Here is a 15,382-nt window from a genome sequence, read left to right on the forward strand (position 1 = left end):
GGCCTGCTCGACGCAGCGTCGATTGCCGCCTCGCCCTGCGGGGCGGCATCCTGCCGGGATGCCTCCGACTCCCTCCCGTACGCCCATGCCGTCCCGCCGTTCCCTCCTCGCCGCCCTCGGGGGCACCGCCGCGCTCGGTGCCCTGGCCGGCTGCGGGGTGCCCGCCGCCTATGTGGCGCCCGGTGACCGGGCCGTCGTCGACCGGTCCGCGAGCGACAAGAAGCTGACCTGGGCGAACTGGCCGCTCTACATCGACACCGATGACGACGATCCCGGCCGGCGGCCCACGCTGGAGGCCTTCGGGAAGCGCACCGGCATCTCCGTCGACTACGTCGAAGAGATCAACGACAACGACGAGTTCTTCGGCAAGATCAGCCCCGCACTGATGAACCACCGGTCCACCGGCCGCGACCTGATCGTCATCAGCGACTGGATGTGCGCCCGGTACGTCCGGCTGGGCTGGGTGCAGGAGATGGGCCGCGCCCGCCAGCCGAACGTGGCCCGCCACCTCGACCCGCTGCTCCGCTCGCCCGCCTTCGACAAGGGCCGCCGCTTCACCGTGCCGTGGCAGTCCGGCATCACCGGCATCGCCTACAACCGCCGCGAGCTCGGCCGCGAGATACGCAGTGTCGCCGAGCTGTGGGCGCCGGACCTCAAGGGCCGGGTGACCCTGCTGTCCGGTCTGGACGAGGCGTTCGCGCTGCTCATGCAGGGCAACGGCGTGGACGTCACCCGCTGGACGACGGACGACTTCCACCGGGTCTGCGATCAGGTGGAGCGCGAGGTCCGGCGCGGCCAGATCCGCCGGTTCACCGGCAACGACTACACCAAGGACCTGGTCAGCGGGGACGTCCTCGCCTGCCAGGCGTACTCCGGCGACGTCATCCAGCTCCAGGCGGACAACCCCGACATCCGCTTCGTCGTCCCCGAGGAGGGCGCCGAGCTGTGGTCGGACTCCCTGATGATCCCGAACCGGGCCCGCCACAAGGCCAACGCCGAGCGCCTGATCGACTTCTACTACGACCCCGAGGTCGCCGCGGAGCTGGCCGCCTGGGTCACCTACGTCTGCCCGGTGCCGGCCGCCCGCGCGATCCTGGCCGCCGCCGAGGACAGGGACACCGCGGCCCTCGCCGACAACCCGCTGATCTTCCCGGACGGCACTGTGCGCGAGCGACTCGCCGTCGCCCGGGACATCACGTCCGCGGAGCGCGCCGAGTTCGCCGGGCGCTGGAACAAGATCGTGGGGCTTTAGTCGCTCACTTGAGGCCGCTGAGCATGACACCCCGGATGTAGTGCTTCTGCAGCAGCAGGAAGAGCAGCAGGACCGGCAGGATGCTCAGGACGAGACCGGCCATGACGATGGGCATGGTGCGGGCCGGGTCGACGTGGTCCTGCAGGAGCTGGATGCCGACCGGCAGCGTCATCACGTCCGGGTTCGCGGTCGAGACGAGCAGCGCCCAGATGTACTCGTTCCAGGCGTCGACGAAGGTCAGCAGCCCGAGCGTCACCATGACCGGCTTGGTCTGCGGGACCACGATCCGCCACCACACGGTGAACTCCCCGGCCCCGTCGATGCGCGCGGCCTCCAGGACCTCGTCCGGGATCGCCACCATGAACTGGCGCATCAGGAAGATCCCGAAGCCGTTGACGAGGAACGGCACGGCGAGCGCCACGATGCTGACCGTCAGGCCCGCGCCGCCGCGCCCGAGCAGGTCGTTTCCGCCCGCCAGCGGCCAGTGCACCAGGATCAGGAAGCGCGGGATGAAGAAGAGGAACGGCGGGAACATCATCGTGGCCAGGACGAGGCGGAAGAGCAAGTCCCGGCCCGGGAAGCGGAGTTTGGCCAGCGCGTAGCCGGCCAGCGACGACGTGAGCAGGACCGAGCCGGTGATCACGGCGGTGGCGACGACGCTGTTGCGGAAGAGCACCGGCAGGTCCAACTGGTCGACCGCCGACCGGTAGTTGGACAGGTCGAAGGCCTTCGGCAGGAACCGGTACGGCAGCGTCCCGGCCTCACCGGGGCCCTTGAAGGACGTCATCACCATGTCGAGGAACGGCACCACCGTGAGCACGGCGCCGGTCACGACCACCAGGTACGACAGCCACGGGAAACGGCGGCGGGTCATACGTCCTCCCCCTTGCGCCGGAAGATCCACAACTGGGCCAGGGTGACCGCGAGGACCACCAGGAACAGCACGAAGGCGGCGGCGCTCGCGGTGCCCCAGTCGCCGTGGGAGAAGGCCTGCCGGTACATCTCCAGCGCGGCCACGTCGGTCGCGTCGCCCGGACCGCCCTTGGTCATCACGATGATCAGCGCGAACGACTGCAGACCGGTGAGGAACTGGGTGATGCACACGAACAGCAGGGACGGGCGCAGCAGCGGCAGGGTGATCCGGAGGAAGACGGTGACGGGGCCGGCGCCGTCGAGCGCGGCGGCCTCGTAGTACGACTCGGGGACGGCCTTCAGCCCGGCGGTCAGGACGAGGATCGCCGAGCCCAGCGAGGCCCAGGCCTGGACGACCACGACCGAGGGCAGCGCGGTGCCGGGATCCGCGAGGAACGCCACCGAGCCGGCACCGAGGGCGTTGAGGACGCCGTTGACCAGGCCGCCCGGCTCGTACATGTACTTCCACACGTTGCCGACGGCGACGACGGTCGTGACGATCGGCAGGAAGTACAGCGTGCGCCACAGCCCCTGGAACCGCAGCCGGTCGATACAGGTGGCGACGAGCAGGGAGCCGGCGAGCGCGAGCGCCACGGTGCCGAGGGCGAACAGCAGCGTGTTGGTGAGGACCGGGGTCAGGAACGTCGATCCGGCCGCGAACAGGGCGGTGAAGTTGTCCGGGCCGACCGGGTCGATGCCGCCCAGGTCGAAACCGGTCCAGCGGGACATCGACAGCAGCAGCGCGAAGCCGAGCGGCAGGACGAGGAAGACCGCGAAGAACAGCAGTGCCGGCGCCAGGAACAGGTAGGCGACGACGCTCTGGCGGCGCCCGCGCCGGGTACGGCCGCCGGTGCCGGGGGCCGCCGGCCGCGCGCCGTGCTCCGCCCGCCCGGTCGGCTCCGGCGCCAGGATGTTCACCACGCGCGCGACACCTCCTGGTCGACCTGGCGGCGGATGGTGCGCAGGGCCTGGTCGACCGACTGCTGCCCCGTCCACATCGCCTCGATGTTCTTGCGCAGCAGCGACTTGGCCTGCTGCGCGCCCGGCACGTTCGGCTCCGGGACCGCGTACCCCAGCGCGTCCAGGAACGGGCGCAGATTCGGATCCCGGCCGGTGCCGCCCGCGCCCAGCAGCGTCCGCATGTCGTCGGCGCGGCCGGTCAGCGAGCCGACCGACACCTGCAGGGCGCTCATCCGGGTCGCCGTCACGCCCTTCACCGTCACTCTCCCGGTGTTCAGCCAGCGCAGGAACTCCCAGGCCTCGCGCGGGTGCCGGCTGGCCGTGTTGACCCCGAGCATGAAGCCGGTGCAGAGCGTGGCGCGTCGGTCGCCGGCCCGGGGGACCGGTACGGGCGCGACCCCGACGTCCCGGTAGTCCCGGCCCATCAGGGTCCTCAGGCTGCCCGACCACCAGCCGGCGCTCACCACCATGGCCACCTGCCCGGACGCGAACGCCCGGTAGACGTTGACGCCGGGATCGCTCGCCCCCTCGGCCACCAGGCGGTGCTCCAGACCGAACACGGCCCGGCCGGCCGGCGAGTCGATGGCGGTGCTCCGGCCGTCCTCGGAGACGAACGTTCCGCCGGCCGCGTTGAGCAGGGCGAGGGTCTGGCCGACGGTGGTGGAGTCGTCGTACGTCGACAGCCCGAACCCCTGGACCAGCGTGTTGCCGTACCGGTCCCGCCGGGTGGTGCGGTACGCCGTGTCCTCCAGCTCCCGCCAGGTGCGCGGCGGGCCGTCGACGCCGGCCGCGCGCAGCAGCCGCTTGTTGTAGTACAGGGCGTACGTCTGCACCTCGGTCGGGTAGCCGTAGACCGTGCCGCCCACCGATGCGGCGCCGACCGCCGCCTCGCCGTAGCCGCGCCGGACCTCCTCGGCGTGCTCGGGCGGGGCGGGCCGCAGGACGCCGGCCTGCACCAGCTGGCCGTTCCACAGGCAGTACGGGTGGAGGATGTCGGCGCCCTGCCCGGCGGCCTGCCGGACCATGAACGTGGTCAGCAGGTCGGAGAACTCGACGGCCGTCGTCTCCACCTTGACCCGGTCGTGCGTGGCGTTCCACTCGTCGACCGGGCCCCGCAGCGCCTCCTTCAGCTCCCCGCTCGCGTAGTGGGAGAGCAGGGTGAGGACGATCGGATCCCCGGGCCGCCCGGTGCCCCGGTGCGGTGCGGCGCATCCGGAGGCGAGCAGCGCCGAGGGGAGCGCCAGCGCGAAGTGACGGCGGCTCAGGCCGCCACCGCGAGGTGGCGGACTCACCGGGCGGCCTCCCGGCGCAGCACGCGGAACACCCGGGTCGTGCGGAAACCGGCCGTGCGGTACAGGTGGGCCGCGGGAGAGCGCTCGCCGGTCCACAGGAACCACGCGGAGTGCGCGCCGCGTGCCCGCATCCGCTCCAGGACCAGGTGGAGCAGGACCCTGCCGAGCCCGGTGCCGCGCATCTCCTCCAGCACGCCGAACGGGCCGAACCGCTCGTCCGCCGACTCGTACGCGCCGTGCATCGCCCACCCGGCCAGCCGGCCCGAGGGGTCCCGGACGACCACGATCCGGTCGAGCGGTGTGCCCGCGGCCAGACACTCCCGGATCGCCCGCGCCCAGTCGGCGTTGAAGTGGTTCCCGGCGAGCGCGACGAGATCCACCAGGTCGTCGTCGGAGGGGGTCGCGAACCGGTGGCCCTGCGCCGTCAGTTCGTCCAGGCGGCGTACTGCGTCGTCCGGGAGGCGGTAGCCGACCAGGGAGCGGTCCATCGCCGCCGCCTCGTACAGCGTGCGGAAGCCCAGGGACGCGAGGAGCCCGGCCGCTTCGGGGTAGGTCTCCGCGTCCAGGCCGGGCAGGACGTAGTTCGGGGTGTACGCGGAGAAGTCCACCCGGGTGCGGCCGTGGCCGTGCAGCCAGTCGAGGGCCTCGGTCAGCAGCCGGCGGCCGAGGCCGCGCCCGCGGGCGGCCGGGTCCACGAAGAAGAACGGGATCCAGCCCTGCTCCGGCTCCAGGTCGGTGCCGGCCATCGGGGTCAGCCGGCGCACCGCGTAGGCGGCGCCGACGACGCGGTCTCCGGCGACGGCGACCCGCAGCCCCTGCGGATCGAAGTTGGCGTCGAGCAGCACCAGGGAGCGGAAGCGGTCCGCGGTGACGGGGTCGGCCGGCGCGCTGCGGCGCCACGCCTCCACCAGCCGCGGGCCGTCGCCCACGCGAAAGCCACGGATCCCGGCCCGGGATGTCGTGCGAGCGGTCATCGACGGGGGTGTCCTTCCCGGTCTCAGGGGTAGAGCAGCGCGTCGTCGCCGGCCCACCGGCCCGGCGGTGCCGGTGGACCGCACAGCGGCAGCGGGTCCTCGCCCGCGTCGATCGCGCGCCGCAGCCGGTCGGACCCCCACAGCAGGTCGATGAAGTGCCGCTCGCCGGCCTCCGCGGGGGGCTGCCAGGCGAAGTCGTCCGGGTACAGCCGGCGCAGCGTGGCGAGCATCGCGACGGTGGTGCGTACGGGGGTGAAGGCCGCGCGGTCGGTGAGGTGGAGCTGGACCCCGCGCAGCGGCCGTCCGGCGTGCCGGTGGAAGGCCGGTACGAACCGCAGCTCACGGAAGCGCACTCCGGGCAGGGCCAGTTCGGCGAGCGCGGGTCCGAACCGGGCGTCGACGTACGGGGCCCCGACGATCTCGAAGGGCTGCGTGGTGCCCCGGCCCTCGGAGAGGTTCGTCCCCTCGAACAGACAGGTGCCGGGGTAGACGGCGGCCGTGGCGGGCGTCGGCATGTTCGGCGAGGGTGCGACCCACGGCAGCCCGGTGGCCTCCGCGGTCATGGCGCGCCGCCAGCCGGCCGTCCCGATCACCGTCAGGTCGGCTGCCCGGCGCGCCACGTGGGGCACGACCGAGGCGTTGAGCCAACGGGCGAGTTCACCGCAGGTGAGGCCGTGCCGGACGGGGATCGGCGCCCGCCCGACGAAGCTCGCCCACGCCGGGTCGAGCAGTGGGCCCTCGCTGACCAGCCCGCCCAGCGGGTTGGGCCGGTCGGCGACCACGAACCGCACGCCCGTACGGGCCGCCGACACCATCAGGTCGAACATCGTCCACACGTAGGTGTAGAACCTCGCCCCGATGTCCTGCAGGTCGTACACGAGGGCGTCGACGCCGCTGTCGATCAGCAGCTTGTCGAGCCGTTCGCCGTCGCACCGGTAGGTGTCGTGGACCGGCAGCCCGGTGGCGGGGTCCGTCCGGGCGGCCTCGCTCTCGCCGGCCTGGCCGGTGCCGTGCAGCCCGTGCTCGGGACCGAACAGGGCGACCAGCCGCGCGCCGGCCTCCAGCAGTGCGGGCGCGGCCGGGCGCAGGTCGGGCAGGACGCCGGTGTGGTTGGTCACCAGCCCGAGCCGGCCGGGCCCGGCGAGCCGGGGCGCCGCGTGCAGCCGTGCGATCCCGGGCGTCACCGCGACGCGGCCGTCCGTGCCCATGCCCTGCCCCCGTCTGCCGGTGACCTCTCGAAGCGGTGGGGGGAATTTACCGGCATGTCCGGTAATTCCGCAATCATGACGGGCCGTTCCGCGGTTTTGAACATGTTCAATTCCCGGCGTAGGCTCCGGGCATGAGCGACAGAGCCGCCCTGCTCAAGGGCATCCGTGTCTGGCTGGCCCTCTTCGTCGTGTGCCTCGTCCTGAGCGGGGCCACCGCCTTCCCGCTGGTCCACGAACTGCGCTGGACCGAGGACGTGCTGCGGTCCCTGTCCGTGCCCGAGCATCTGCCGGGGCTGACGGACTGGATCTCGCGGGTGCGGCAGGGGCTGGACACCGTCGACGCCGAGTACCCCTTCGTGCTGTACGGCACCGACTGGCTGGCCTTCGCACACCTCGTCATCGCGGTCGCGTTCTACGGCCCGTACCGCGACCCCGTCCGCAACATCTGGGTGGTCGAGTTCGGGATGATCGCCTGCGCCGGGATCATCCCGCTCGCCCTCGCCTGCGGACCCGTCCGCGGGATCCCCTTCTGGTGGAGCCTGATCGACATGTCCTTCGGGATCTTCGGGATCGTTCCGCTGTACGTCGTGCGGAAGAGGATCAAACGGCTGGAGGCGCTCGGCGCGGCGTACGTCAGCGGTTGAACGCGGGGTACGCGAAGCGCTGGGCGATGGCGAGGCCGTCGCCCTTCGCGTCCGTGGAGTTGACCGAGTAGACCAGGGTGCGGGACAGGTCCCGGGTCGCGGCGATCACCGTCGCGTACCCCGGCCGTGAACCGGTCTTGCCCCAGATCACCTTGCCGTTCGCCTCGAACCGCTCCAGCGCCGCGCCGTACCGCGCCCCGGCCACGTCCGGCAGCGTGAACATCTCCTGCAACTGCGGCTCGGGCACCACCCGGCCGCCGAACAGCCCCACCAGCAGCCGCTCCAGATCGGCGGTGGTCGAGATCAGGTCACCGGCCGCCCAGCGGTCGGACATGTTCCAGTCGGTCACGTCGACCAGCTTGCCGTCGATCCAGTCGTACCCCCGGTTGTGCGGCCCGTGGATCCGGGGGTCCGTGCCGACCGGGAAGGAGCTGTGCCGCATACCGAGCGGCCGGAAGACGCGCACCGCGGCCTGGTGCGCGTACGAGTCGCCGGTGACCTTCTCGATGAGCATGCCCAGCACGGTGTAGTGGATGTTGTCGTAGCTCTGCTGCGTGCCCGGCGCGTACGCCGGACCCTCCGCCACGGAGGCCGCCACGACCTGCCGGGGCGTCAGCGTCTCGAAGCGGTGCGGATAGCCGTCCTCCACGGTGTCGCCGAGGGACGGGCCCGAGCGCAGGCCGCTGGTGTAGTTCAGCAACTGCCGCACGGTGATCGGGGCGAAGTCCTTGGTGAGCAGGCCCGGCAGGTACTGCTGCACGGTGCCGTCCAGGTCGATCCGGCCCTCCGCGGCCAGTTGCAGCACGACCGAAGCGGTCACCACCTTCGTCACCGAACCGGCCCGGAACCGCGCGTTCTCCAGGGCCCGCGCCCCGGTCCGGACGTCGCGTACACCGGCCGTCCCGCGCCAGGAACCGTCGCCGCCGACGCGGAGCAGCGCCGCGGTGGCGTCGTGGTCGGGCAGCCCGGCGATCGCGGCGGCGAGGGCCTCGGCGTCCGGGCCCGCCGTGGCCCGGGCGGACACCGGGTGCGCGGGCGCGGCGAACGCGGGCGCGGCCAGCGGGCCGGCGGCCAGTGCGGCGACGACGGCGGTGGTCAGGAGGACGGAACGGCGGCTGGGACGCATACAGGGCTCCTTGAGGACGCTTCGGCGCCGGAAGACGCTTCGTGATCATCTTCCGGGGCCGGGAGCGGGTGCGGATCCTCACCGAGGAGGGCGTACGACCCTTGCCCGGCCCCGATCAACCGGTCCCTGTCCTGCGGGATGTGTCCGGGACAGCCCCTACGGGACGGGGCAGCCCGGGCCCGTCGGCCGTGGCTCAGCGGTCGCGGCCGTAGTGCTCCTGAGCGGCCATCACCTCGTCGCCGTGCTCGAACGCCCAGGCCCCGAAGGCGTCGATCGGCGCGAGCAGCGTACGGCCCAGCGGGGTGAGCCCGTACTCCACGCGGGGCGGCGAGCCGCCGTAGGACCGCCGCTCCACCAGGCCGTTGAACTCCAGCCGGCGCAGGGTCTCGGTCAGCACCTTCTGGCTGATCCCGCCGATCCGCTCCCGCAGCACCCCCGGCCGCAGCGGGCCGTCCTTCAGGGCCCAGAGCACCACCGAGTTCCAGGTGTTGGCGAGCAGGTCGAAGGCGAGCCGGGCCCGGCAGTCGGCGAGGAAGGCGTGGTCGTCGGTCACACACCGAATGGTGCCCGAGCGGCTTCCTACTGTCGTGTGCGTATCCAACAGACCCGCAGAGGGAGGACGTTGTGCACATAGGCATTCTCGGCACCGGGGCGATGGCACAGGCGCTGGGCGAGCAGTGGGAACGGGCCGGGCACACCGTGGTCGCGGGCAGCCGCACGCGGGGCGACGTGCGCGCCGCGGCGCAGCACGGCACCGACGCGGTGCTGCTGGCCGTGCCCCACACGGCGGCCGTGGACCTGGTCACCGGACTCGGCGACGCCCTGCGCGGCCGGGTGCTGATCGACTGCACCAACGCGGTCGGCCCGGGCTTCGCCCTGCGCACGGCCGGGGGCCCGGCGATGGCCGAGCGCATCGCCGCCGCCGCGCCCACCACCCGCGTGGTCAAGGCGTTCAACCTGTGCCACGAGAGCGTCTGGCGGCTCACCCCGCCCGTCTTCGCCGGCCGCCCGCTCGCCGTCCCGCTGTGCGGGGACGACGAGGAGGCGCTCACGGTCGTACGACGGCTCGTCCGCGACCTGGGCTGTGTGCCGCTGCCCGCCGGCGGACTGGACCGGGCCGGGCTGCTGGAGGCGACGGCCGCGCTGCTGATCCGGCTGTGGGTGGGCGAGGGCGCGGACGCCCAGGCGATCGCGCCCCCGCTGGAGCACTCCGGGGTCCAGGGCCTGTCGTCCGGATCAGGCCGGGCTCCGGCCTGATCCGGACGACAGGCTAGGCGGGGCTGCGGTCCGCGGTGCGCAGGGCGTGCAGGACGTCCACCCGGTTCGTCGTGATCGAGTCGACGCCCAGGTCCAGCAGGCGGCTCATCGAGCGGCGGGTGTCCGGGGTCCACACCGACAGCAGCAGGCCGTCGTGGTGCACGCGGGCCGCCAGCTCCCGGCTCACCAGGGAGAAGCGGTAGTTGAGCCAGCGCGGGCGGATCGCGGCCAGCAGCGCGGGCCGGGGCGGGGCCAGGGTCGTCCAGGTCAGGGCGATCTCGGCGGCCGGGTCGGCGGCGCGGACGGCCAGCATCGCCTCGGCGTGCGCGCAGTAGTAGACGCGGTCCCGGGCCCCGCTCTGCCGGACCGCGTCCAGGGTCCGCTCCACCGTACGGCGGCCGACCGGCCCGCACAGGTCCACCATCACCCTGCTGTCCCCGGTCGCGGCCAGCGCCTCCGCCAGCGTCGGCACCCCGCCCGCCGTGAGCCCGCGCAGCTCGTCGGCGGACAGCGCGCCCAGCGGCCGGTCGACCTCCCACAGCCGCCGCAGCGTGTCGTCGTGCAGCAGCACGGGCACGCCGTCGCGGGTGAGCCGGACGTCGACCTCGACGGCGTCCGCGCCCCGGTCGAGCGCGGACCGCAGGGAGTCGAGGGTGTTCTCGCGGAAACGGTAGGGGTCGCCGCGGTGGGCCACGGCGGTCACGGTCTGCATGGTCCCCATTGTGGTGGGTGTCAGGAGGCCAGCCAGGCGGTGGTGTAGGTGTCGATCTCCGCCGTGATCCGCGCCTTGCCCGCCGCGTCCAGGAAGGAGGCCTCGACGGCGTTCCTGGCGAGGTCCGCCAGGCCCCGCTCGTCCAGGTCCAGCAGCCGGGCGGCCACCGCGTACTCGTTGTTCAGGTCGGTGCCGAACATCGGCGGGTCGTCGGAGTTGATCGTGACCAGCACCCCGGCCCGCGTGAACTCCTTGATCGGGTGCTCCTCCAGGGTGCGGACCGCGCGGGTGGCGATGTTGGAGGTCGGGCACACCTCCAGCGGGATGCGGTGCTCGGCGAGGTGGGCGAGGAGCTTTTCGTCCCGGGCGGAGCTCGTGCCGTGCCCGATGCGCTCGGCGCGCAGGTCGGTCAGCGCGTCCCACACCGTCTGCGGACCGGTCGTCTCCCCGGCGTGCGGGACGGAGCGCAGACCGGCGGCGATGGCCCGGTCGAAGTACGGCTTGAACTGCGGCCTCGGTACGCCTATCTCCGGCCCGCCGAGCCCGAACGAGACCAGCCCCTCCGGTCGGACCCGGTCCTCGGTGGCCAGCCGCGTGGTCTCCTCGGCCGCCTCCAGACCCGCCTCGCCGGGGATGTCGAAGCACCAGCGCAGCACGGTCCCGAACTCGGCCTCGGCCGCCTTCCGGGCGTCCTCGATCGCGTCCATGAACGCCCGCTCGTCGATCCCGCGCCGGGTCGAGGAGAAGGGGGTGATGGTCAGCTCGGCGTACCGCACCTGCTGCCGGGCCATGTCACGGGCCACCTCGTAGGTGAGCAGCCGGACGTCCTCCGGGGTGCGGATGAGGTCCACGACCGACAGGTACACCTCGATGAAGTGCGCGAAGTCGGTGAACGTGAAGTAGTCGACCAGGGCCTCGGGGTCGGTGGGGACCTTGGAGTCGGGGTGGCGGGCGGCCAGTTCCGAGACGATGCGGGGGGAGGCGGAGCCGACGTGGTGGACGTGCAGTTCGGCCTTGGGCAGCCCGGCGATGAACGTGCGCAGATCGCGGTCGGCGGTGCCGGTGGCGGGTACGGAGCTGTCGGTCAAGGGGGCCTCCCCGGGGACGGGCGCCCGCGGCGGAGACGGTGCCCCGTCGTCCGTGGTGCGGGCGCGGTGATCGGCTGATCGGTGACGCGGGATCATCGTAGGCCCCGGGCCACCGCGCCCTGCCCTGCCCGTAGCATGACGGGACGTACAGCGAGGGGGGCCTTCCACCATGTCCGACGAGGCGCGGCAGCCCATATCCGACCAACAGCCGACGGACCCCCGCCAGCAGCCACCCCGCCTGTCCCTGGCGAAGGAACAGGAACCGACGGGGGCGGGCAAGGGGGCACCGGCAGCGGAGACGGGCCGGGCGGTGCCGGCAGCGGATCGGGCAGCCGTCCAGGACGCCGTCCCCGGCTCCAGCTCCGGCTCCGGTCACCAGGCAGCCGTCCATGACGCCGTCCCGGGCCCTGGCCCCGTCCACGGTCAGCACCAGGCAGTCGTGCCGGCCCCCGGCTCCGGCCCCGGTCAGGACCAGGCAGCCGTCAACGACGCCGTCCCGGCCTCCAGCCCCGCCCACGGGCAGCACCAGGCACCCGTCCTCGGTTCCGTCCACGGCGCCGTTCCGGGGTCCAGCTTTGCCCACGGCCAGGACCAGGCAGCCGTCCGCGACGCCGCTCCGGGCTCCAGCCCCGTCCACGGTCAGCACCAGGCAGCCGTCCCGGCCCCCGGCTCCGTCCACGACCAGCAGACGCTGACCTCGTTGCCGGCGGCCGCGCCTGCCGATGCCGGTCGTGCGGCCTGGGCCAGCCCGGCCGGCGGATTCGCACCCTCGGCTCCCGGGCCGGCCGCACCGCAGCCGAACCCCTTCGCACCCCCTGCGAACCCTTTTCACCCGCACGCGGGCACGGAACCGGTGCCCCCGCCGCCCATCGCGCCGGACGGTCCCGGCCAGGTGCCGTACGGCTACCCGGGCACCACGCCGGCGTACGGCTACCCGGGCCCGCAGCAGACCCCGTACGCGCCCTACCCCGCCGGCACCGGCTACGCCTGGCCCGGCATGCAGCCGCCCCCGAGCAACGGCATGGGGACCGCCTCGCTGGTGCTGGGCATCATCTCGGCGGTCGGCTTCATCATGTGGCCGGTCGCCCTCGTGCTGGGCATCCTGGCCCTGATCTTCGGCGGGATCGGCCGGGGCAAGGCCCGCCGCGGCGAGGCGACGAACCCGGGCGTGGCCCTGGCCGGCATCATCTGCGGAGCCGCGGGGATCGTCCTGGTGCTGGGCCTGTTCGCCCTGGTCATCGCGGTGGACGGCTGACCCCGCGACCGACCTGGACCGATCCCGGCCGTTCGGCGAGGCCCCCCCGGGGGGGAGTACCGCTGACCGCCGCGCAACCCCGACGGCGTCGAACCGCCCCCGTCCCGGCCCCGCAGGGGCGACGCACTGATCGCCGCGCACCGCGGGCGGCGTCGAACCGCCCCCCGCCCGGCCCCGCAGGGCGACGCACCGATGGTGGCGCAACCGCGACGGTGTCGAACTGCTTGCCCCGCAGGGCGACGCACTGATCGCCGCGCACCGCGGACGGCGTCGAACCGCCCCCCGCCCAGCCCGGCAGGGCGACGCACCGATCGTCGCGCAACCCCGACTGCATCGAACCCCCGCCCAGCCCCGCAGGGCTACGCGCCGGCCCCCGCCAGTCGCTCTCGCGTCTCCATCAGTGCGAAGCCCAGCAGGTTCTGCCCCCGCCACCGCTCCGGGTCCGCGGCCGCCTCGTCGTCCGCCGCCAGGCCGATGCCCCATATCCGGTCCACGGGGCTCGCCTCCACCAGCACCCGGTCCCCGGTGCCCAGCAGGAACAGCGCGAGGTCGTCATGCGCGGCGAACTTGTGCAGGCTGCCCTCGACCACCAGCCGGAACCGCTCCCGCTCCCAGGTCTCCTCGTCGAAGCCCCGCACCAGCCGCCCCGCCTTCTTCGCCTCGGCGGGATGCTCCGCGGCCAGCACCTTGCGCTCCGCCTCCGCGTCCCCGAAGAGCCGGGCCTTGCCGGCCATCATCCAGTGCTCGGCCGTCGCGTACTCCACCCCGTCCACCACGAACGGTGCGGGCCACCACTGGCTGAGACAGCTCGCGCCGACCCGCCCGTCCGGCCGCGGCCGGTGCCCCCAGAAGTAGAGGTACTTGATCCGGGACCCCGCCCGGACCTCCCTGATCAGGGATGCCACCCCGTCGATCTTTCCCATGCACGCGAGTGTGGCACGCACCACTGACACTCCGTCCGCCCTTTTCCGCCCCGACTCGACACCTGGTCGACAGATTCCGTCGCGTAACCAAAAGGCAACAACGGAATCACTTGTTCGGGTGCTATGGCTCTGTCAGGATCGGCACTCAAATCGAGCTGGAGCTACGCCACCCGCCCCCCAGGACGGGGTGCACGGCGGAGGAGAGCGACATGCACAACCCGGGCACCGCCACCCCGGAACGATTTCCCGCGCAGGACCGTTTCGCGGACGGCGCGCAGTTCATCGCCGGCCGGCCGGCCAAGGGCACCTCGGGAGCCCATCACGCCGTGATCGACCCCGCCACCGGCGCCGAGGTGTACACCTACGAGCTGGCCGGCACCGACGACGTCGACGCGGCCGTCGCCGCCGCGCGCGCGGCCTTCCCGGACTGGGCCGCCACCACCCCGGGCGAGCGTTCGGACGCCCTGCACAGGTTCGCCGCCGTGCTCGCCGACCGCGCCGAGGAGTTCGCCCGCGCGGAGTCCCTCCAGTGCGGCAAGCCGCTGAAGCTGACCCGCGAGTTCGACGTGCCGGGCACCATCGACAACACCGCCTACTTCGCGGGCGCCGCCCGGCATCTGCAGGGGCAGTCGGCCGGTGAGTACTCGGGCGACCACACCTCCTACATCCGGCGCGAGCCCATCGGCGTCGTCGGCTCCATCGCGCCCTGGAACTACCCCCTCCAGATGGCCGCCTGGAAGATCCTCCCGGCGGTCGCCGCCGGCAACACCATCGTGCTGAAGCCCGCCGAGCTGACCCCGCTGACCTCGCTGCTGTTCGCGCAGGCCGCCACGGACGCGGGCATCCCGGACGGGGTGATCAACGTCGTCACCGGCACCGGGAGGGAGGCCGGCGAGCACCTCGTCGGGCACCCCGACGTCGCCATGACCTCCTTCACCGGGTCCACCGCGGTCGGCAGGCGCGTCGCCGAGATCGCCACCGCCACCGTCAAGCGGCTGCACCTGGAGCTGGGCGGCAAGGCGCCCTTCGTCGTCTTCGACGACGCCGACCTGGCGGCCGCCGTGCACGGCGCGGTCGCGGGCGCGCTCATCAACACCGGGCAGGACTGCACGGCCGCCACGCGCGCGTACGTGCAGCGTCCGCTGTACGAGGCGTTCGTGGAGCGGACGGCCGCCCTGATGGAGACCGTCCGGCTCGGCGACCCGTTCGCGCCCGGCACCGACCTCGGTCCGCTGATCTCGCACGTCCAGCGCGACCGGGTCGCCGCCTTCGTGGACCGGGCGCGCGGCTACGCGCGCGTGGTCACCGGCGGCGAGGCCCCGCAGGGGGACCTGAAGGACGGCGCCTACTACCGGCCCACGCTGATCGCCGACGCGGCCCAGGACAGCGAGATCGTCCAGTCGGAGATCTTCGGCCCGGTACTGGTCGTACTGCCGTTCGACGGCGATGATGAGGGAATCCGGCTGGCCAACGACACCCCCTACGGCCTCGCCGCCTCCGCGTGGAGCACGAACGTCTACCGCGCGAACCGGGCCACCCGCGAGATCAAGGCGGGCTGCGTCTGGGTCAACGACCACATCCCGATCATCAGCGAGATGCCGCACGGCGGCTACAAGGCCTCGGGCTTCGGCAAGGACATGTCGGCGTACTCCTTCGAGGAGTACACGCAGGTCAAACACGTAATGTTCGACAACACCGCGGTGGCCGAGAAGGACTGGCACCGCACCGTCTTCGGGGACCGCTAGAGACCGACCAGGCCACCGACCCAGGCCGATCCCT

Annotated in this window: 15 protein-coding genes; 5 read left to right on the forward strand and 10 right to left on the reverse strand. The window is 73.0% G+C overall.

All coding sequences use genetic code 11. The features are described from left to right. Nucleotides 1–58: 58 nt before the first annotated feature. Nucleotides 59–1,252 carry a PotD/PotF family extracellular solute-binding protein gene (locus ACIP4Y_RS30315; protein ID WP_401398862.1) on the forward strand — a complete coding sequence of 398 codons (1,194 nt, stop codon included), beginning with the start codon at nucleotides 59–61 and terminating at the stop codon, nucleotides 1,250–1,252. A gap of 4 nt (nucleotides 1,253–1,256) precedes the next feature. Here ACIP4Y_RS30315 and ACIP4Y_RS30320 read toward each other — a convergent pair whose 3' ends face one another. Genes ACIP4Y_RS30320 through ACIP4Y_RS30340 form a run of 5 tightly spaced genes read right to left on the reverse strand, consistent with a single transcriptional unit; the run spans nucleotide 1,257 to nucleotide 6,598 of the window. Beyond that, nucleotides 1,257–2,126: a carbohydrate ABC transporter permease gene (locus ACIP4Y_RS30320; protein ID WP_401398863.1), complete on the reverse strand. Its 870-nt coding sequence runs from the start codon at nucleotides 2,124–2,126 to the stop codon at nucleotides 1,257–1,259. Further along, nucleotides 2,123–3,085, reverse strand: coding sequence for a carbohydrate ABC transporter permease (locus tag ACIP4Y_RS30325; protein WP_401398864.1), 963 nt, complete (start codon nucleotides 3,083–3,085; stop codon nucleotides 2,123–2,125). Before ACIP4Y_RS30325 ends, ACIP4Y_RS30320 begins: the two co-directional genes overlap by 4 nt. Further along, nucleotides 3,079–4,416, reverse strand: coding sequence for an ABC transporter substrate-binding protein (locus tag ACIP4Y_RS30330; RefSeq protein ID WP_401398865.1), 1,338 nt, complete (start codon nucleotides 4,414–4,416; stop codon nucleotides 3,079–3,081). Before ACIP4Y_RS30330 ends, ACIP4Y_RS30325 begins: the two co-directional genes overlap by 7 nt. Continuing rightward, nucleotides 4,413–5,390: a GNAT family N-acetyltransferase gene (locus tag ACIP4Y_RS30335; protein ID WP_401398866.1), complete on the reverse strand. Its 978-nt coding sequence runs from the start codon at nucleotides 5,388–5,390 to the stop codon at nucleotides 4,413–4,415. The genes ACIP4Y_RS30330 and ACIP4Y_RS30335 overlap by 4 nt, the downstream gene beginning before the upstream one ends. A gap of 23 nt (nucleotides 5,391–5,413) precedes the next feature. Next, entirely contained in the window at nucleotides 5,414–6,598 is a 1,185-nt protein-coding gene (locus ACIP4Y_RS30340) for an exo-beta-N-acetylmuramidase NamZ domain-containing protein (RefSeq protein WP_401398867.1), read from the reverse strand. 131 nt (nucleotides 6,599–6,729) lie between these two features. Here ACIP4Y_RS30340 and ACIP4Y_RS30345 point away from each other — a divergent pair, with 131 nt between their 5' ends. Then, nucleotides 6,730–7,242 carry a hypothetical protein gene (locus ACIP4Y_RS30345; protein WP_358647133.1) on the forward strand — a complete coding sequence of 171 codons (513 nt, stop codon included), beginning with the start codon at nucleotides 6,730–6,732 and terminating at the stop codon, nucleotides 7,240–7,242. Here the strand turns inward: ACIP4Y_RS30345 and ACIP4Y_RS30350 are convergent. After that, nucleotides 7,232–8,368 (reverse strand): serine hydrolase domain-containing protein, encoded by a 1,137-nt coding sequence (locus tag ACIP4Y_RS30350; protein WP_401398868.1) that lies wholly within the window; start codon nucleotides 8,366–8,368, stop codon nucleotides 7,232–7,234. The two genes, ACIP4Y_RS30345 and ACIP4Y_RS30350, sit on opposite strands and share 11 nt — an antisense overlap. Before the next feature lie 193 nt (nucleotides 8,369–8,561). Further along, nucleotides 8,562–8,921 (reverse strand): winged helix-turn-helix transcriptional regulator, encoded by a 360-nt coding sequence (locus ACIP4Y_RS30355; RefSeq protein ID WP_401398869.1) that lies wholly within the window; start codon nucleotides 8,919–8,921, stop codon nucleotides 8,562–8,564. Between the two features lie 71 nt (nucleotides 8,922–8,992). Between ACIP4Y_RS30355 and ACIP4Y_RS30360 the strand changes: the two genes are divergently transcribed. Beyond that, nucleotides 8,993–9,625, forward strand: a complete 633-nt coding sequence (locus ACIP4Y_RS30360; RefSeq protein ID WP_401398870.1) for an NADPH-dependent F420 reductase — start codon at nucleotides 8,993–8,995, stop codon at nucleotides 9,623–9,625. A 13-nt stretch (nucleotides 9,626–9,638) separates the two neighbouring features. Here the strand turns inward: ACIP4Y_RS30360 and ACIP4Y_RS30365 are convergent, their stop codons facing one another. Further along, nucleotides 9,639–10,337 carry a glycerophosphodiester phosphodiesterase gene (locus ACIP4Y_RS30365; RefSeq protein ID WP_401398871.1) on the reverse strand — a complete coding sequence of 233 codons (699 nt, stop codon included), beginning with the start codon at nucleotides 10,335–10,337 and terminating at the stop codon, nucleotides 9,639–9,641. A 20-nt stretch (nucleotides 10,338–10,357) separates the two neighbouring features. Next, nucleotides 10,358–11,425: an adenosine deaminase gene (locus ACIP4Y_RS30370; protein WP_401398872.1), complete on the reverse strand. Its 1,068-nt coding sequence runs from the start codon at nucleotides 11,423–11,425 to the stop codon at nucleotides 10,358–10,360. A 169-nt stretch (nucleotides 11,426–11,594) separates the two neighbouring features. Between ACIP4Y_RS30370 and ACIP4Y_RS30375 the strand changes: the two genes are divergently transcribed. After that, nucleotides 11,595–12,680 carry a DUF4190 domain-containing protein gene (locus ACIP4Y_RS30375; RefSeq protein ID WP_401398873.1) on the forward strand — a complete coding sequence of 362 codons (1,086 nt, stop codon included), beginning with the start codon at nucleotides 11,595–11,597 and terminating at the stop codon, nucleotides 12,678–12,680. Nucleotides 12,681–13,039: 359 nt separating this feature from the next. Here the strand turns inward: ACIP4Y_RS30375 and ACIP4Y_RS30380 are convergent, their stop codons facing one another. Further along, the gene (locus tag ACIP4Y_RS30380) at nucleotides 13,040–13,603 is read right to left on the reverse strand and encodes an NADAR family protein (RefSeq protein WP_401398874.1); all 564 of its coding nucleotides are present in this window, start codon (nucleotides 13,601–13,603) and stop codon (nucleotides 13,040–13,042) included. A gap of 209 nt (nucleotides 13,604–13,812) precedes the next feature. Here ACIP4Y_RS30380 and ACIP4Y_RS30385 point away from each other — a divergent pair, with 209 nt between their 5' ends. After that, a complete protein-coding gene (locus ACIP4Y_RS30385; RefSeq protein WP_401398875.1) occupies nucleotides 13,813–15,348 on the forward strand; it encodes a gamma-aminobutyraldehyde dehydrogenase in 1,536 nt (511 codons plus the stop codon). Nucleotides 15,349–15,382 lie beyond the last annotated feature (34 nt).

It is taken from the genome of Streptomyces sp. NPDC088810, assembly GCF_044750305.1.
In the GTDB taxonomy this organism is placed as follows: domain Bacteria; phylum Actinomycetota; class Actinomycetes; order Streptomycetales; family Streptomycetaceae; genus Streptomyces.